The sequence below is a fragment of the Collimonas pratensis genome (genome assembly GCF_001584185.1).
In the GTDB taxonomy this organism is placed as follows: domain Bacteria; phylum Pseudomonadota; class Gammaproteobacteria; order Burkholderiales; family Burkholderiaceae_D; genus Collimonas; species Collimonas pratensis.
Genome location: NZ_CP013234.1, coordinates 4,227,537 through 4,244,650, shown reverse-complemented (window position 1 = coordinate 4,244,650; position 17,114 = coordinate 4,227,537). Strand labels below are relative to the sequence as shown.

Below are 17,114 nucleotides of genomic sequence, written 5' to 3'. Positions count from 1 at the left end.
CGCGAACCCGAAAGATACTGCTGCTCCGGACCGCTGGAACTCTGGTTCTTGCGGTCGAATTCAGCAGGCGCGCCGCAGTGCGCGATTATTGGGCGATTATTGGGCGATTATTGCGCCAGACGCTTGACCAGGCGATACAGGAATTCCCTGCTTTCGTACACGCGCGGGATCTCGACCCGTTCGTCCAGTCCGTGCGTGCGGCGGTCGGACGGCTCGACAAACAAGCCCGACACGCCATACATCGGAATCCCGGCATTGCGCATATAGCTGCTGTCTGTGGCGCCGGTGCTCATGGCCGGTACAACCGGTACGCCTGGCCACATCTCCTGGGTCAGGCTTTCCACGGTCTTGACCAGGTCGCCGTTGAGCGGTGAAGCCGGGCTGCGCAGCGGCGGGTTGGTGTAGCGCACGCTGATCTTGTCGTTGTTGATTACCTGCTTGAGCTGGCGATCTATCTGCTCCGGATCGTCTTGCGGCAGAATGCGGCAATTGACCGTCGCCTTGGCCGATTGCGGCAAGGCGTTTTCGGCATGGCCGGCGTTGACCATGGTCGCCACGCAGGTGCTGCGCAGCTGGGCGTTGTAGTCGGGAATCGCCGACAGGCGTTCGATGGCGGCCGCGTCTGGCTTGCCGCCGCCGACCGCCCGCATGTCTGCCGCCAGCTGGCCGCTGGCGAACGGCGCGCTGCGGGCGAAATAACCGGTGGTGACTTCCGCCAGGTGCACCGGGAAGCGGTACTCGCCGAGACGGGTCAGGGCCGCCGAGATGGCGTAGATCGGATTGTTGGCGTGCGGCGTCGAGCTGTGGCCGCCGGCGTCGCGCGCTTCCAGTTCGTAGGTGGCGTAGATCTTTTCGGCCACCTGGATGCGGTGCAGGTTGGGTTTGCCGTCGCGCAGTTCGCCGCCGCCGCCCTCGTTGATGCCGAACTCCGCCTTGAGCAATTCGGGTTTGTTGGCGATCAGCCATTTGGCGCCGTTGCTCTCCACATCGCCGCGCTCTTCATCGGTGGTCAACGCCAGGATGATGTCGCGGCTGGGCTTGAATCCCTCCTGTTTCAACTGGCTCAGCACCGAGACGAAGGCCGAGGCCATGGCCTTGTCGTCGATCGAGCCGCGCGCGGTGAAGTAGCCGCCGGTTTCTTGTAGCTGGAAGGGATCGGTTTTCCAGTCTTCGCGCTTGGCTTCGACCACGTCGATATGCGCCAGCAGCAGCAAGGGCTGCTTGCTGCCGTTGCCCTTGAAACGCAGCACCAGGTTGCCCTTGCGCGGAAACGGCTCGATCACCTGGACTTCGCTGGCGCTGAAGCCAGCGGCCAGCAGATGCTTTTCCATGGCGCGCGCGGCCTTGGTGGTGTCGCCGGCAGAGTGCGTAGTGTTGATCTCCACCAGTTCCTTGTAGAGATCGTGATAGCTTTGCTGTGCCGGTGTGAGCGTCTGTGCGGCGGCCGAGGCCGCCAGCGCGGCAAAGAAAAGGGATAGAGACAGGGACAACATGGTCTTCAGCGGCAATGGGCGAATCTGCGTGCTCATGGATTTCCTTTCCTGGTGGGGTGGCTAGTGCTCAGGCAGCCTTGCACAAATCGTCGGGGATGTCCAGATTCAGCATGGCTGAACTCAGGCATTTTCCGTGCGCATCGAGCGCCAGCGAACGCGTCACGCCGCCGCCCAGGGCACGCTGCATGACGAAGTTGAGGGCGCCTAGCTGCGGCAAGGCATAGCGGGTGACGTCGCCATCGACAATCTGCGAGAAATGCTGCTTCACGCGTTCCGGCGTGAGATAGCGCTCCAGCAAGGCGTAATCTTTTTCATGGTAGGCGATCACAGAAATATTCGAGATATCGCCTTTGTCGCCGGCGCGGGAATGGGCGAGTTCGCGTAGTTTCATGTCAAGCCTCTGCAAAATGAATGGCGCTCTGCGCCAGTTGCCGCGGCAGCAGGGTGGACTGCACGGCGACTACTTCGCGTGCCGACCTGGTGGCGCCGCCGCCGCCCGCCGGGCCGCAGGTGTACAGTGTTTCAACCTCGTTGCCGATACGCGTGGCATCGCGCAGATTGTTGCTGCGGGCGCTTACCCGTACACGGACTTCGTAAGGCGGCGCCGCCTGCGCCGACAAGGCCGCGCCGTGGATGGCGTCGACCCCGAGCAGGTCGTAGCGGATTTCATCGAAGCCGATGCCGCTCAATTGCAACCTTTGCGCGACGATCTCCAGCGCCAGCCGGCCACGCTCCAGCGCCCCTGGTCCGGCATAGGAAATCTGGCCTTCGCCTATGTAGCTGTCGATGTAGCCTATCGATACCTTGAGCGTATCGGTCCTGGGGCGTCCAGTGGCGCCTTGCAGCAGCACGCGGTCGGGCCCGATTTCAGTTACGCGCACGGCGGAAAAATCTGCCACCACATCCGGCGTCAGGTAAGTGCGGGGATCGTGGATCTCGTATAGCAGCTGTTCCTTGCAGGTGGCGGCGGTGACTTGTCCGCCAGATCCCGCCACCTTGGTGATGATCACCGAGCCGTCTGCCGCCACTTCGCCGATCGGGAAACCCAGGCGCGCCAGCCCGGCCACGTCCTTGTAGCCGGGATCGGCGAAATAGCCGCCGCTGATCTGCCCCGCGCATTCGAGCAGGTGGCCGACCAGCGTGCCTTGTCCCAGCCGCTGCCAGTCGTCCATGGCCCAGCCGAATTCATGGATCAGCGGCGCCAGGAACAAAGAGGGATCGGCGACCCGGCCGGTAATGATGACGTCGGCGCCCTGCGCCAGCGCCTCCACCAGCGGCGCGGCGCCAAGATAGGCATTGGCCGACAGCAGCCGCTCGCCCAAGGCATTGACCGGGTTGCCCTGGTCGCTGATAAAGGCGCCGGCTTTCAGCGTTGCCAGCACATCGTCGCCGCTGATCGCCGCCACCTTCAGGTCGAGCTGCATGGCCGTGGCGATCTGCCTGACCTTGGCCGCTGCCGCGAGCGGATTGGCGGCGCCCATATTGGTAATGATCTTGATCTTTTTTTCACTGCAGATGTGCAGCACGGCTTGCATCCGCTGTTCCAATAAGGGATCGTAGCCCAGCGCCGGATTGTGCATCCGGGTTTGCTGGGCGATGGCGATGGTGCGCTCGGCCAGGCATTCAAACACCAGGTAGTCGAGCTCGCCCTTTTCAGCGAGTTCGACGGCGGGTTCGATGCGGTCGCCGGAATAGCCGGCGCCGGCGCCGATTCTGATAGGTCTCACGATAAGCTCCTGGGCTGGTTCTGTTCTACAAGGGAAAGACGCCGATCACGACACAGGTGATGGTCATGATGACGGATGCCGCGAACAGGTATTTGAAGGTGTATTTCTGGTGATCGGCCAGGTCGATGCCAGCCAGGCCGGCCACCAGGAAGGTCGCCGGCGTCAACGGGCTGACCGGGAAGCCGGTGGTCATCTGGCCCAGCAGCGCGGCTTGCGCCACGTGCAGCGGCTGTACGCCCAGCATGTGGCCGACTTCGGCGATCACGGGCAGCACGCCGAAGTAGAAAGAGTCGGGATCGAACAGCATCGACAACGGCATAGCCAACAGGCCCAGCACCACGGGGATATGCGAAGCCATCGAAGGCGGCACGAAGCCGACCGCCATCTTGGCCATGGCGCTCAGCATCCCGGATTTGGTCATGATGCCGGTAAACACGCCGGCGGCGAACAGGATGCTGGCCATCAGCAGGGCCGCCTTGGCGTGGGCATCGATGCGTGCGCGCTGCATGTCGGCGTTGCGGTAATTGATCATCAGCGCCAGCACCACGCCGATCATGAACATCACCACCGGATCGATTTTGCCGCTGATCATCACGCCCAGCACGAACACGGTGAGCACGATATTGATCCAGAAATTGCGTGGACGGCGTATGTTCTTTTCCGCTTCCGACAACTCGTGGGTATGGACGAAACCGAGCGGCGCGCCCTTGGTCAGGCCGAGCCGCCGTTCTTCTTTCAGGCCGAGATAATAAGCCACGGAAAAAACGAACACCAGGCCGACGATCTGCACCGGGATCAAGGGCGTGAAGATGTCGCTGACCGGGATGTGCAAGGCAGCGGAAGCGCGGATCATGGGGCCGGTCCATGGCAGGAAATTGACGCCCGCCGCCAGCGAGGCGACGCAGGCCAGGATGCGCTTGTCGATGCCCAGCCGGGTATATAAAGGCAGCATGGCTGGAATCGTCACCAGGAAGGTGACCGCGCCCGAGCCGTCCAGGTGGATCAGCAGCGCCAGCAGCGCGGTGCCGGGCACGATGCGGGTAGGGCGGCTGCCGACGATGCGCAGGATGGCGGAGATGATCGGATCGAGCATGCCGGCATCGGTGACGATGCCGAAAAACAGGATGGCGAATACGAACATGCCGGCCACCGGCGCGATGCTGGTGATGCCGGCTACGATGAATTTGGAGGTCTCCAGGCCAAAGCCGCCTATCAAGGCGGCGATGATGGGAATCGAAATGAGCGCCACCAGCGGCGACATCTTTTTTGTCAGGATCGCCGCCAGCAGAGTGGCGATGGTAATGAAGCCGAGTAATGCCAGCATGATGTCTGTCTCCTATCCCTTGATATTTTTATGGGAATACTTGTTATGGCTCTTCTTTTATGTGCATTCTGAGAGCGGGAGTTTGTGCTGTAAAATGGTTTTTTTCGATGGATTGATCGTAAAAACGGATTAATCAATGAAGCTCAATATCTCCACCCGTTCGCTGCATGCCTTCCTGGCGCTGCGGGAATGCAAGCATTTCACCCATGCCGCCGAGCGCTGTTTCATGTCGCAATCGGCGTTCAGCGTCATGATTCAGAAGCTGGAAGTGGCGGTAGGCGCCAAGCTGTTCGAGCGCGATACGCGCAACGTCACGCTGACCGCGGAGGGGGAGCTGTTTGCGGAAGTGGCGCGGGCGCTGGTGAGCGATATCGAATCAGCGTTTGCCGACATGAGCGACTACGTCGCCAGGCGCAAGGGCCGGGTCGCGATCGCGGCCTTGCCGTCGCTGGCGGCAAACGGCTTGCCGGCGGTGATTGCCGAATACAAGCGGGCTTATCCCGGGATCACGGTGCAGCTGTTCGACGCCTTGTCCGACCAGTGCCTGGCCATGCTACGCCAGGGCAAGGTGGATATCGCCTTGACCGCGCCCGGCTCGGGCCTGACCGAATTCGATACCAAGACCTTGTGCAGCGATCCGTTTTACCTGGTGTGCCGCCAGGATCACGCGCTGGCCGGCAAGCGCCGCATCCGGCTGTCTGACCTGAGCGGTTGCGAGCTGATCCACCTGGCGCGCTCCACCAGCGTGCGTCAGCATGTCGAGCTGCTGTTGCGCGGCATCCCGGTGATGCATTCCGGGCTGGAGGTGGAGCATCTGGCGACGGTGGCGGGTCTGATCGAGTCCGGCCTCGGCGTCAGCATCGTGCCGGAGCTGACCTTGTTCCAGTTTCGTCACATGGACCTGGTCAGCATCCCGATCGATGCGCAAGACATCGTGCGGCCTATCCTGATCGTGAAAAAGAAAGAGCGTTCTCTGTCGATTGCGGCGCAGGGCATGTCGGAGTTGATTGAAAAGCGGCTACGTAAAATGGCAACAGCGAACAACAACCGCCCGTTGCGGCGCAATCGGGCGGCTGAGTAAGCGGATTACTGCAAGGCCATGCCGAAACGTTCGGTGCGCGGCATCCAGTTGCCCTTGATGTCGGCTGACACCAGGATCCGTTCGGCGCGTCCGATCAGCAGTTCGCGCGGCACGAAGCCGAAGTGGCGGTAGTCGCCGCTGTTGTCGCGATTGTCACCGAGCATCAGGTAGTGATCCGGCGGCACCATGATGGGGCCGAAATTGCGGTTGGCGTTGACTTGCGGCAGGACCTGGATGCGGTGCTGTTCGCCGCCCATTTTTTCGTTCAGGCGCAGGGCGACGATGCTGCCCTGGCCCATCGGTTCCGGTGCCGTGCCTAATACCGCATAGCTGGCTTCATGGCCGTTGATGATCATCTTTTCATCGCGCATTTCCACCGTGTCGCCGGGCAGGGCGATGACACGCTTGATCAGCCGGGTGTCGTCCAGCGGCGAGAAGAAGGTAACGATATCGCCATGTTTGGGCTCGCCCAGATGGCCCAGCACGATATTGGTGAGCGGGACTTTCAGGTTGAACGCCAGGCGGTTGACGAACACCACGTCTCCTTCCAGCAGGTTGGGGCGCATGGAGCCGGACGGAATCGGATTCCAGTCAGCCACGGCGGTGCGGAAAATCCCGAAAAGAAACAGGAACAGTAAAAATCCCTTGTTGAGCCGGATCCAGTTTTTCATTGTCATTCCGCCTTCGAGTGAGTGCCGACGCATTCCTTGGGAGGCTGTTGCAGAGCGCGCTCCCAAATCTCTTTAAAGCCTTATCATGGAGCATACCCGCTCTCATATCTGCACAGTATGCCACCAAATTCACCAACCATTATTTACTCCGCGCGGCTGGCTTTGCGCCGCCCCAGCAGCCAGGATATTGCTGCCCTGTTCAGCATCTACGGCGATCCGGCCACCAATACCTTCAATCCAGCCGGCCCCTATCAAAACGTGGCGGAAGCGGAAGCCACCATGGAGCGCTGGCTCAGGCAGTGGCAGCAGCACGGTTTTGGACAATGGGCGGTGAGTTTGAAAGAGGATGAAGAACGGATCATCGGTTTTGGCGGCCTGACCCATGCTCTGTTCGGACAGCAGGAAAAGGTCAATCTCGGCTATCGTTTTGCCACCGCGGCGTGGGGACAGGGATTGGCCACGGAGTTGTCGGCGACCGCGCTGGAATTCGGCTTTGGGACTCTGGAGCTGGAGGAGATCTGGGCCCTGGTAAGAGAAACCCATCAGGCCTCGCGCCGCGTGCTGGAGAAAGTCGGCCTGATACAGATAGACAAGGTTGCCGAGCCGCTGGGTGGCGCCGGCAGCGTCATCTATGCTCTCAGGCGCGACGACTACAGGGCGGCGTAAGCTTCATCTCTTGCGGCGCCGTGCTTGGCTCTACGGCAGTTGCAGAATCTGCTCGGTCGTCATCAGCGCGCCGAAGGTGTCAGCGATGGAAGCCAGCGCTGCGCGATGCAGCACGGCATGCGGTAGTACGCTGCCGTCGGCATTGTCGAGATCGCGGGTAGCGCAGGCATCTTCCGCCACTACTACGTCATAACCGAGCGGTACGGCATCGCGCGCAGCTCCGGCAACGCAGGCATGCGTCATCAGGCCGCTGATGATCAAGGTCTTGATGCCGGCTGCCTTGAGGCGCTGGTCGATATCGGACGTCGGAAACACGCTGACGGAAGTCTTTTGCACGACGCTGTGATGCGCCGCCGGTAGCAATTCAGCATGGAAATGCACGTTAACGCTGTCGGCGGCAAATACGGGCGCGCCGGCGGGACTGAGGTGCTGGACATGGAATACCGGCATGCCGGCCTGGTCGGCCATGGCGATCAGGCGGCTGGCGTTGCGCAGGGCGCGCATGCCATCCGGAATTGGCATCTTGCCGCCGAAGTATTCGTTCTGGAAATCGATCACCAGCAAGGCAGTAGCGGCGGCGTCGAATTTGACCGGCGCGGCGGCGCCGGCCATGGTGCGGATGGTTGGATGATGCATGGTGGTACTCCCGGTTGATATCAGGCGCGATGGACGCCCATCGTCTATCGTCGCCTATGCCGTCTCCGTTAACCGAAGGCGGCGGAACAGGAGGAAGTATCGGCGGCGGGAGTCATGGGCGAAAGTGTCCCGATAGACATAATATGATAGGATCGGGCCATGTCGACTTTACCCTCCCTTGCCGAAAAAAAGCACACCGTCGCGGTGGTCGTCTTCGAGGGCATCAGCCCGTTCCACCTGTCGGTGCCCTGCATGGTGTTCGGCGACGACCTGGCGCGGTTGGGCGTGCCGCGCTACCGCCTGCTGATCTGCGGCACGCCGACCGGCCTGGTGCCGACCATGTCGGGCTTCAATATCGAGGTGTAACATGATTTGTCGGCGCTGCAAGAGGCCGATACCGTGATCGTGCCGGCCTGGCGCGATCCGGATGAAAGGCCGCCGGAGCTGCTGCTGCAAGCCTTGCGCAGCGCCCATGCACGCGGCGCCCGCATCGTCGGCCTCTGCCTGGGCGCTTTCGTGCTGGCCGAAGCCGGCCTGCTGGATGGCCGCGCCGCTTCCACCCATTGGGTCTGGAGCGAAGATTTTGCGCGCAAGTATCCCAAGGTCAAGCTGGACCAGAAAGTCTTGTACGTGGACGACGGCGACATCCTGACCTCGGCCGGCACCGCCGCCGCCATCGACTGCTGCCTACACCTGCTGCGGCGCGACCATGGCGCCGACGTCGCCAACCGCGTTGCTCGCCGCATGGTGGTGGCGCCGCACCGCCACGGCGGCCAGGCGCAATACATCGAACAGCCGTTGCCGGCCAGCGGTGGCAGCGACGCCCTGACCGTCACGCTGGACTGGGCCATCGAACACCTGGAGCAGCCGCTGTGCCTGGATGTGCTGGCCGAGAGGGCGGCCATGAGCCGGCGCAATTTCACCCGCCGCTTCAAGCTGAAGACCGGCACCACCGTTTCGCAATGGCTGCTCAACCACCGCCTGGCTTCGGCGCAGCGCTTGCTGGAAACGTCCGACAAGGCGATTGACAGAATTGCCGAGCTGGCCGGCTTCGGTTCCACGGTGTCGCTGCGCCAGCATTTCAGCGCCGCCTTCGCCATCTCGCCCGCTGCCTACCGCAAGCAATACCGGCGCGCATGAGGGTTTGCCGCCGCTGCTATACAATGCGTCTTCCCGCATTTTTTTGCCGCTTCCTGAATTTCCCGACGCAATGACAGACCACTCCGCAGCATCCCCCGAAGAATCCGCCGCCGGCGCCGACCAAAATATCCAGGAGCCGCGCCTGTGGCAAGACGACGGCTGGACCGCGCGCATCATCAAGAACGACGACGATGACGGCTGGGCGGTGGCGATGATCAAGGACGGCGAACCGGAACCGGCGCTGATCGGCCCCTGGACCATGGGCCGCGACAAGAAGAATCCGAAGCCACTCGACCCTTCTGCCTTCATCACCCTGGTCAAGACTGCTTCCGAATTCGTACGCCGCCACGAGCAGCAGCTGCATGCGATGCTGCACAAGACCGTCGTCGTCAGCGATGGCACGGCAGACATCAGCGTCACCCTCGACATCGTGCCCGACGATGACTTCCCCTACGCGCTGCTGAGCGCCCACGATCAGGACCGCGAACAGCTGGCCCAGGTGCGTGTCGCCGCCAGCTTCAAGCTGAGCCCGGCCAGCGCCAGCGCCTGGGTGGATGGCGGATTCCGCAAGCCCAACTGACGGCACATCCCTGGTAGATTTTTTATCGCCGGCGCGCATGGCCGCGGATTTTCTGTGCGTCGCGCGGCAAGACAGAGCCGGTTAGAGTAAATAATCCATATCATTGCCTATTGCAAAAAAGGACAGGTATGATTGCCATCGAAATTCAGTGCCTTCCCGCTTGGCAGATGGCGGGATGCATCCGATGCAGCAGTCATTTTCCGAGTATTCAATAACCAAGGGAGAACCATCCATGTCGCATCCGTCTCAACAGCCGTCTTTCGCCTTCGTTGCTGCCTCATGGGCGGCGCTGCTCGCCGGTTTCATCGCTTTCCTGGTCGGCCTGTTCAACGCCAACATGCAGCTCAATGAGCGCGGCTACTATTTCACCTTGCTGGTGTACGGCCTGTTCGCCGCCATTTCCGTGCAAAAAAGCGTGCGCGACCGGGTCGAGGGAATTCCGGTGACTGGGATCTACTATGGTTTGTGCTGGCTGTCGGTGCTGCTGGCCGTGTTCCTGCTCGCCATCGGTTTGTTCAACGCCAACCTGCAGTTGAGCGAAAAGGGTTTCTACGGCATGTCGTTTGCCCTGGCTCTGTTCGGCGCCATTGCCGTGCAAAAGAATACGCGCGACATGCAGGGTACAAAGCAGGTTGTCATCGACTAGGAAATACGTCCGCGTGGGCACAGGTGCTCACCCTGCAAGTACGCATGCGTGGGTACCAGCGGCTCCCTGCAAATCGGCAAGATAGGATAGGGTAGGGTGGGCAAGTTTTTTTGCCCACGCGGTAGCGAACTACATCCTGCAAATCAGGAAAATGCTTGGTGCGATTTAAGTTAAACCTTATACTGGGTATTTATACAGCTTTGGTGAACAATGCCGCACAGGTTTCGTCGTTTTCTCATTGTCGGCTTACTGCTGACATCCTCCGCTTTTGCTACCGATTGTCCCTCTCATTACGCTGCCGGCCAGGCTCCCAGGATTCTGAACGACAAGCTGGCGCGCCAGACCCAGGAGCTGTGCTTCCAGGCTTTTGCCGTCATGCATTCAGGTATCACGCGCACGCCGCTGTGGTCGGCCGAGCACCTGACCGGCAACACCATCATCGCGGCACGCACGCTGTCGCGCGAAAACTCCTTTCATCCCGAGCCGGCCTTGCTGATCAATGACCGCGCCGAGCTGAAAGACTATGCCCGTTCCGGTTTCGACCGCGGCCACATGAGCCCGAACGGCGACATGGCCAACCGCACATCGCAGTATGAAAGTTTCAGCCTGGCCAACATGGTGCCGCAGAATCCGCAGAACAACCGCCACATATGGGCCGAGATCGAGAGCGCGGTGCGGCGCCTGGCGGTGAAAGAGGGCGAACTGTACGTGATCACCGGCCCGGCCTTCCTTGGCCAGGATCTGCAAAAGGTCGGCAACGTGCTGGTGCCGACCTATATCTATAAAGTCGTCTATAGTCCGAGGAGACAGCAGGCGGCCGCCTATTTCATCAAGAACGCGGATACCTCGCACTACCAGACCTTGTCGCTGTCGCAACTGGAAAACACTTTGCGCATTGATCTGCTGCCCGGCGTGCCGAAGCGCGTCAAGGATGTGGCGATGACCCTGCCGGCGGCGGGCGGGCGCGGCAGCGGCGGCGAACGCTATGCGGCTGAAAAAAGCCCGCCCGAAAGAAGCGCCGAGCCGGCCGCCCAGATCAAGAAAATAGAGAAGGACTTGCTGTCCAAATTGATGGATGATGTGGTGAAGATGCTGGTCAATTTCGTTACGAACCTGATAAACAAAGGATGGTCGCATGTCTAAATTTGTACCGTTTGCCGATGAGAGCGCAACCCTTGCCATCGGCAAGCTGAATGTCGAAAACCGCCTGGACCGGGTCAGCCTGTTCGGCGACCTCGACCTGACGCTGGACCAGGCCGGACTGGAGCACGCAAAGACCTTGCAGGCGCTGCTCGACAACGTGGTGGCGGTACTGGAATCGCAAACCTTGCCGGACAAGATCGCCGCTGCGCCGGTGGTCAAGGTCAGCAATCCGTTTTGAATACAAGAGGCAGGCAGATGGATGACGCATTGAATGCAGCAACTGCGGGCAGCGACGGCGGCTTGAGCGATGTCGGCATGCTCGGCAATGGCGCGCCGCAGAGCCAGTTGCTGGAGCAGGTGGCCATGCGCAAGCACGGCGTCGACGGCTGGGAGCCTTTCCATTACGAGAAAATTTCCGAAACCGAATACGAAGTCAGCGGCGGCGTGCCGGTGCTGGTCGGCGGCGTCAAGAAGTGGCCTGGTCCGCACAGCACGGTCGTGGTGGCCATGGCCGAGCTGGAGCGGGCTGGCGTGCCGCTCGCGGCTGCGCTTGTGCAACCGCAGACCGCCGCACTGGTGACACCCGGCTTGCCGGGACAGAGCGCCGATGGCGGCGCGGCGCCCAATTTTCTCACCGTGGTTTTGCAGCTGCCGCCGGACGAAGCCGGCCGCAAGCGGATTTGCAATGCGCTCAGCCTGGATGCGGATTTCTTCGGGGCCACCGTGACGGCCACCTCGCTGGCCGATGAAATCGCCGTCAACCAGCTGCTGGAACTGCGCTGCGATCCGGCCGACGTCAGGCAGGCGCGCGCGCATGCCGCCAGCCGCAAGAAGGCCGCTCTATAAGGACGTACGCAGGGAAAACAGTTCCGGGAACAGCACCACGTCCAGCATCTTCTTCAGATAGCTGGCGCCTTCGGTGCCGCCGGTGCCTTTCTTGAAGCCGATGATGCGCTCCACCGTGGTCAGGTGGCGGAAGCGCCAGTAGCGGAACGCGGTTTCCAGGTCGACCAGTTTTTCCGCCAGCTCATACAGCTCCCAATGCGTGTCCGGCGCCTTGTATACCGTCAGCCAGGCCGCTTCCACCGAGGCATCGGCGACCGTCGCCTTGCTCCAGTCGGCGTTCAGGCGTGCCGGATCCAGCACCAGGCCGGCGCGCGCCATCAGCATCAGCGCCTCGTCATAGATCGAGGGCTGCAGCAAGGCATCTTGCAGGCGCGCATAGGATTCCGGCGACTGCTGATGCACCTGCAGCAGGGCGGCGTTCTTGTTCCCGAGCAGGAATTCGATTTCCCGGTACTGGTAGGACTGGAAGCCCGACGAATGGCCCAGGTAGGGCCGGATCGCGGTGTATTCCGGCGGCGTCATGGTCGCCAGCACATCCCAGGCATGCACCAGCTGGTCCATGATGCGCGCCACCCGCGCCATCATCTTGAAAGCCGGCGCCAGTTCATTGGCGCGCAGCTGGCGGCGCACCGCGTGCAGCTCGTGCAGCATCAGTTTCATCCACAGTTCGCTGGTCTGGTGCTGGATGATGAACAGCATTTCATTATGGTTGGGCGAAAGCGGACGCTGCGCCGACAAGACCTGGTCCAGCGCCAGGTAATCGCCGTAGCTCATGTCTTCCTTGAACTCCATTTGCGCGCCATGCCAGCTCTCGTTCGGCTTATAAGGGCATTCCATCTCTTGTCTCCTAGGTGACGGCTTCTTGCTGCGCGTTGATTTGATATTCTTTGCCGGCGACGATCTGGCGCAGCGTTTCGACGGCGTCCCAGACATCGCAGAAACCGGTGTACAGCGGCGTGAAGCCGAAGCGCATCACTTGCGGTTCGCGGTAGTCGCCGATGACGCCGCGCGCGATCAGCTCGCGCATGATGCCGTAGCCGTGCGCGTGGGCGAAACTGACATGGCTGCCGCGCTCGGCATGGGCGCACGGCGTCACCAGCGTCAGGTCGAGGCCGGCGCAGCGGCTCTCCACCAGACTGATGAACAGGTCGGTGAGCGCCAGCGATTTCTTGCGCAGCGCTAGCATGTCGGTTTGCGCGAAGATGTCCAAGCCGCATTCCACCAGGGCCATCGAAACGATGGGCTGGGTGCCGCACAGCGCGCGCCGGATGCCGTCCACCGGGGTGAATCCGGGTTGCATGGTGAACGGCGCGCGATGGCCCCACCAGCCTGACAGCGGCTGGCGGAACTGCGCGTGGTGGCGTGGCGCGATCCAGGCAAAGGCCGGCGCGCCCGGGCCGCCGTTCAAATATTTGTAGGTACAGCCGACGGCGAAGTCGGCATTGGCCGCATGCAGGTCGATCGGCAAGGCGCCGGCCGAATGCGCCAGGTCCCATAGCACCAGTGCACCTTGTTCTTGCGCGGCGGCGGTGACCGCCTGCATGTCGTGCAGGTGGCCGCTGCGGTAATTGACGTGGGTCAGCATCAGCACCGCGGTCTCGGCGTTGACGGCGCTGGCCAGTTCCTGCGGCGAGTCGATCAGGTGGATGCGGTAGCCACGGTCCAGCCATTCGGTAAGACCCTGCGCCATGTAGATATCGGTTGGAAAATTGTCGCGTTCGGTGACGATCACCTTGCGTGTCGCCGCATCCGCTTTGGCGGTTTGCAGCTGCAGCGCACCGGCCAGCAGCTTGAACAGGTTGATCGAGGTGGAATCGGTGATCACCACTTCATTGTCCTTGGCGCCGATCAGCGGCGCTAGCTGGTTGCCGAGGCGGGCCGGCAGATCGAACCAGCCGGCCTTGTTCCAGCTGCGGATCAGGTCGACGCCCCATTCCTGCTGGATCACTTGCTGGGCCCGCTGCAGCGCCGCGCGCGGGCGGGCGCCGAGCGAATTGCCGTCCAGGTAGATGACGCCGGGCGGCAGGTCGAACTGTGCGCGCAGCGGCGCCAGCGGGTCGTCGGCGTCGAGCGCCTGGCAGGCGGTACGGCTGTCTATGGTGTTGGTCATGACTGGATTCCTGTTGATGAAAGAGGGCGCAAGATGGCGCGTACGGGACTGGCGTCCATGCCGGCAAGACGTAAGGGCAGAGCGATCAGTTCGTAGTCGCCCGCGGCGACCGCATCGAGCACGATGCCTTCGAGGATGGCCATGCCGTGCTGCTTGACTGCGTGGTGGGCCGCCATGGTCTTGGATTCCTGCGGATCGAGCGAGGGCGTATCGATGCCGACCAGGCGCACGCCATGCTGTGCCAGCATGGCGATGGTGTCCGGCGCGACGGCGGCAAAGGCTGGATCCCACTGTTCCTGCGGGGCCTTGGCGTAGGTGCGCAACAGCACGCGCGGAGGGATATCCGCCAAGGCGTGTGCGATATCTTCCGGCCTGACCGGCGTGGCGCCTATGCAGTGGATCACGCGGCATGGGCCGATATAGGCATCCAGCGGCACCTGGTCTATCGCCAGGCCCTGGGTGTCGTAGTGGCTGGGGGCATCGGTATGGGCGCCGGTGTGGGTGGAAAGCGTGATGCGGCTGACGTGTACCGGGCAGCCGTCGGCGATTTCCCAGGTGGCCTGGGCGCTGAAGGGGGTGTCGCCGGGCCAGACCGGGATGCTGGCGGCGAGCAGCGGGCTGATGTCCCAGATGTGTTGTGCGGTAGCGATGGCTTTCTCCTTTGGCCGGACTGGATCGATGGAATTATTTTAGGCGAGCGGCTTGGAATTTTTATACGAAATTGCTGTAAAATTTGCATTAATTTTAGAATATATTTAGATATTAACTATAAATATTGAAAGATAATTTCAATGCAGCTCGATACCATCGATTTGAACATTCTGACGCTGTTGCAGCAGAATGGCCGCATCAGTAACCAGGACCTGGCGGAGCAGGTGTTCCTGTCGCCTTCGTCCTGTTTGCGGCGGGTGCGGATCCTGGAGGAGGAGGGCATCATCAGCCGTTACAGCGCTTTGCTGAGTCCGGAGAAGCTGGGCCTGGAACTGGATGTGTTCGTGCAGGTGACGATGCGGCGCGATGTGGAAAGCTGGCATGAGAATTTCATGCAGGCTTTGCAGAATTATCCGGAGGTGGTTGGCTCCTATATCATTACGGGCGACGCCAATTACCTGTTGCGGGTGAAGGCGCGCAACCTCAAGCATTATTCGGCGTTCGTGCTGGAGAAGCTGTACAAGATCCCGGGCGTGCAGGATATCCGTTCGAATATCGTGCTGCAGGCGATCAAGGAAACCTATGAATTGCCGCGCGAGCTGTTGCGCGATGCTTGATGATTTAACTGGAACTGTAAAAGTAGATTGAAAATATGGCAAAGACGATAGACGAAATTCGTGACAGGCAAAAGGACGGGGCGCAGTTTGTGTTGTCTGCAGCGATGCTGGGGCTGGAGGTAGAGGAGTTCGATACCGTTGCCCGCATCTGGGTGGCAGAAGGCGGCCCGGGATTCAAGGTGGCTGGCGTGCCGCACCGTAAATGCATAGACGGCGAATTCTTCATCGACCGCGTAACCGTCACCAAAACACCACTGCTGTAGTCAAATGGGGTCAGAGTTTTTTTTCGCGGCCTTTTGCGAAAATTACTCTGACCCCATTTGACGTTCCACGGAGTGCATGCCTTGGCACGCTAAGAACGGCCTGCGGGTTGATAACACCGCAGCTACTCCGTGGATACAAGCCGGGAGCGGCCCGGCAGCCGCCTACTTTCTTTTGCTTCGCCAAAAGAAAGTAGGCAAAGAAAAGGCGACCGCACAGCCGTTGCCCTCCCTTCGGTCGGGTCCCCAAATCCGGCGCGCGCCAGCCGGGTGAGGGGCAAAACTCGCCTTCGGCTCAAACATGCCCCTCACAATTCCCGGCTGGCGCGCGCCGGATTTGGCAACGTCCGCATGCGGGGTACTTCAAAAGCAACCCCAACCCCAACCCCAACGTCAAAACCACGGCGCAATAGTCAATTGGGGTCAGAGTTTTTTTTCGCGGCTTTTTGCGAAAATTACTCTGACCCCAATTGACGGACCACGGAGTACCTGCGGTTGCGTACCGATCAGTTGTCTTTCTCGCAGTTGACCATCCAAGGCGTGCCGAACTGGTCGGTCAGCATGGCGAAACGGACTGCCCAGAAGGTTTTTTCCAGGGGCATCTTGACGCTGCCGTTTTCTTTCAAGGCATTGAATACGCGCTCCGCCTCGGCGATGCTGTCGACGTTGAGCGAGAGCACGGTGCCCTGGGCTTTTTCGAAATACTCGGGCGGGCAGTCGGAACCCAGCAGCACCATGCTGCCGGATTCGAGGCGCACGTGGGCAATCTGATCTTGTGAGCCCGGCGGGCATTGATCGGCCATCGGGGTTTCGCCGAAGCGCAGCTTGAGGGTGATTTTCCCGCCCAGGACTTTTTCATAGAACTTGAAGGCAGCGTCGCAGGTACCGTTGAAATTGAGGTAGGGGTGCAATTGCATGACATGCTCCTGTAGTGGATGACGAATGATGGAAATGCGGAAAGGGATGCTCGTCGCTTATTTTTCTGCAACGCTTTTCAGGGTGGCGAGACCGGTTTCAAAATCCTTGCCGATCATATTGTCCATGCTGAAAAAGATGCCCATCACCTTGGCGACATAGGGCGATGGTCCATACATGGCCCAAGTGACCTTGCTGCTGTCGCCTTGGGTGTCGATGCTGAATTCAGCCGTGTTGTGGCCTTCCAGCGGTTTCGTGAAATCCAGCTTGATCAGGATCTTGCTGGGCGGCGTAGACTCCTTGATCTCCATGCTGCCGGCGCCGGCCTTGCCCGTGCTGTCCCAGGCATAGGCCGCGCCCTTGCCGCTGGCGGCGCCGCTGAAACTGCGCTTCATGCCTGGATCCAGCTGTTCGAAAGGCGACCAGCTGCCCCATGCGTGGAAGTCGTCGATCAGGGCAAAGATTTTTTCCGGCGGCGCCTTGATCGTGACAGAGCGCTGGACGCGGAAATCGTCTGGCCGCAACGTGGCATAGCCTAGGATCGCGGCGATGGCGACGACAATAACGATGGCGATGGTCTTGAGCATGGGTTCTCCGCTGGTCGATGG

Annotated in this window: 20 protein-coding genes and 1 pseudogene; 10 read left to right on the top strand and 11 right to left on the bottom strand. The window is 61.1% G+C overall.

Annotated elements, in window-relative coordinates; genetic code table 11:
• Nucleotides 1-107: 107 nt before the first annotated feature.
• From CPter91_RS18875 to CPter91_RS18860, 4 genes are all read right to left on the bottom strand, one after another.
• Entirely contained in the window at nt 108-1,493 is a 1,386-nt protein-coding gene (locus CPter91_RS18875) for a M20/M25/M40 family metallo-hydrolase (protein ID WP_417924863.1), read from the bottom strand.
• A gap of 67 nt (nt 1,494-1,560) precedes the next feature.
• On the bottom strand, nt 1,561-1,884 hold the full coding sequence (locus tag CPter91_RS18870) for an AtuA-related protein (protein WP_061942862.1): 324 nt from the start codon (nt 1,882-1,884) through the stop codon (nt 1,561-1,563).
• Nucleotide 1,885: 1 nt separating this feature from the next.
• Entirely contained in the window at nt 1,886-3,220 is a 1,335-nt protein-coding gene (locus CPter91_RS18865; protein WP_061942860.1) for an acyclic terpene utilization AtuA family protein, read from the bottom strand.
• A 25-nt stretch (nt 3,221-3,245) separates the two neighbouring features.
• On the bottom strand, nt 3,246-4,544 hold the full coding sequence (locus CPter91_RS18860; RefSeq protein ID WP_061942858.1) for a CitMHS family transporter: 1,299 nt from the start codon (nt 4,542-4,544) through the stop codon (nt 3,246-3,248).
• Nucleotides 4,545-4,680: 136 nt separating this feature from the next.
• Here CPter91_RS18860 and CPter91_RS18855 point away from each other — a divergent pair, with 136 nt between their 5' ends.
• Nucleotides 4,681-5,625, top strand: coding sequence for a LysR family transcriptional regulator (locus tag CPter91_RS18855; RefSeq protein WP_061942856.1), 945 nt, complete (start codon nt 4,681-4,683; stop codon nt 5,623-5,625).
• Between the two features lie 5 nt (nt 5,626-5,630).
• Here the strand turns inward: CPter91_RS18855 and lepB are convergent, their stop codons facing one another.
• Nucleotides 5,631-6,296 (bottom strand): signal peptidase I, encoded by a 666-nt coding sequence (gene lepB / locus CPter91_RS18850; protein WP_061942854.1) that lies wholly within the window; start codon nt 6,294-6,296, stop codon nt 5,631-5,633.
• Nucleotides 6,297-6,413: 117 nt separating this feature from the next.
• Here lepB and CPter91_RS18845 point away from each other — a divergent pair, with 117 nt between their 5' ends.
• A complete protein-coding gene (locus tag CPter91_RS18845) occupies nt 6,414-6,962 on the top strand; it encodes a GNAT family N-acetyltransferase (RefSeq protein WP_061942853.1) in 549 nt (182 codons plus the stop codon).
• 30 nt (nt 6,963-6,992) lie between these two features.
• Here CPter91_RS18845 and CPter91_RS18840 read toward each other — a convergent pair whose 3' ends face one another.
• Nucleotides 6,993-7,598 (bottom strand): cysteine hydrolase family protein, encoded by a 606-nt coding sequence (locus tag CPter91_RS18840; RefSeq protein ID WP_061942851.1) that lies wholly within the window; start codon nt 7,596-7,598, stop codon nt 6,993-6,995.
• A 159-nt stretch (nt 7,599-7,757) separates the two neighbouring features.
• Here CPter91_RS18840 and CPter91_RS18835 point away from each other — a divergent pair.
• From CPter91_RS18835 to CPter91_RS18810, 6 genes and pseudogenes are all read left to right on the top strand, one after another.
• Nucleotides 7,758-8,738: pseudogene (locus CPter91_RS18835) on the top strand (GlxA family transcriptional regulator).
• Nucleotides 8,739-8,808: 70 nt separating this feature from the next.
• Nucleotides 8,809-9,318, top strand: a complete 510-nt coding sequence (locus CPter91_RS18830; protein WP_061946408.1) for a hypothetical protein — start codon at nt 8,809-8,811, stop codon at nt 9,316-9,318.
• Nucleotides 9,319-9,550: 232 nt separating this feature from the next.
• Entirely contained in the window at nt 9,551-9,964 is a 414-nt protein-coding gene (gene yiaA, locus CPter91_RS18825) for an inner membrane protein YiaA (protein ID WP_061942849.1), read from the top strand.
• Nucleotides 9,965-10,174: 210 nt separating this feature from the next.
• Complete coding sequence (locus CPter91_RS18820) at nt 10,175-11,107, top strand: DNA/RNA non-specific endonuclease (protein WP_061942847.1); 933 nt, start codon at nt 10,175-10,177, stop codon at nt 11,105-11,107.
• Complete coding sequence (locus tag CPter91_RS18815; RefSeq protein WP_061942846.1) at nt 11,100-11,345, top strand: hypothetical protein; 246 nt, start codon at nt 11,100-11,102, stop codon at nt 11,343-11,345. The genes CPter91_RS18820 and CPter91_RS18815 overlap by 8 nt, the downstream gene beginning before the upstream one ends.
• 17 nt (nt 11,346-11,362) lie before the next feature.
• Nucleotides 11,363-11,953: a hypothetical protein gene (locus tag CPter91_RS18810; RefSeq protein WP_061942844.1), complete on the top strand. Its 591-nt coding sequence runs from the start codon at nt 11,363-11,365 to the stop codon at nt 11,951-11,953.
• Here CPter91_RS18810 and kynA read toward each other — a convergent pair.
• From kynA to kynB, 3 genes are read right to left on the bottom strand one after another with little or no spacing between them, the layout of a single operon-like run.
• On the bottom strand, nt 11,948-12,790 hold the full coding sequence (gene kynA, locus CPter91_RS18805; RefSeq protein WP_061942842.1) for a tryptophan 2,3-dioxygenase: 843 nt from the start codon (nt 12,788-12,790) through the stop codon (nt 11,948-11,950). The two genes, CPter91_RS18810 and kynA, sit on opposite strands and share 6 nt — an antisense overlap.
• A 10-nt stretch (nt 12,791-12,800) precedes the next feature.
• Entirely contained in the window at nt 12,801-14,063 is a 1,263-nt protein-coding gene (kynU, locus tag CPter91_RS18800) for a kynureninase (RefSeq protein ID WP_061942840.1), read from the bottom strand.
• Nucleotides 14,060-14,713, bottom strand: coding sequence for an arylformamidase (gene kynB / locus CPter91_RS18795; protein ID WP_061942838.1), 654 nt, complete (start codon nt 14,711-14,713; stop codon nt 14,060-14,062). Before kynB ends, kynU begins: the two co-directional genes overlap by 4 nt.
• 141 nt (nt 14,714-14,854) lie before the next feature.
• Between kynB and CPter91_RS18790 the strand changes: the two genes are divergently transcribed.
• Nucleotides 14,855-15,331, top strand: coding sequence for an Lrp/AsnC family transcriptional regulator (locus CPter91_RS18790; RefSeq protein ID WP_061942836.1), 477 nt, complete (start codon nt 14,855-14,857; stop codon nt 15,329-15,331).
• A 35-nt stretch (nt 15,332-15,366) separates the two neighbouring features.
• Complete coding sequence (locus tag CPter91_RS18785) at nt 15,367-15,594, top strand: hypothetical protein (RefSeq protein WP_061942834.1); 228 nt, start codon at nt 15,367-15,369, stop codon at nt 15,592-15,594.
• Between the two features lie 503 nt (nt 15,595-16,097).
• Here the strand turns inward: CPter91_RS18785 and CPter91_RS18780 are convergent.
• Complete coding sequence (locus CPter91_RS18780; RefSeq protein WP_061942832.1) at nt 16,098-16,508, bottom strand: VOC family protein; 411 nt, start codon at nt 16,506-16,508, stop codon at nt 16,098-16,100.
• 57 nt (nt 16,509-16,565) lie between these two features.
• Entirely contained in the window at nt 16,566-17,093 is a 528-nt protein-coding gene (locus CPter91_RS18775) for an SRPBCC family protein (protein WP_061942830.1), read from the bottom strand.
• Nucleotides 17,094-17,114: the final 21 nt, after the last annotated feature.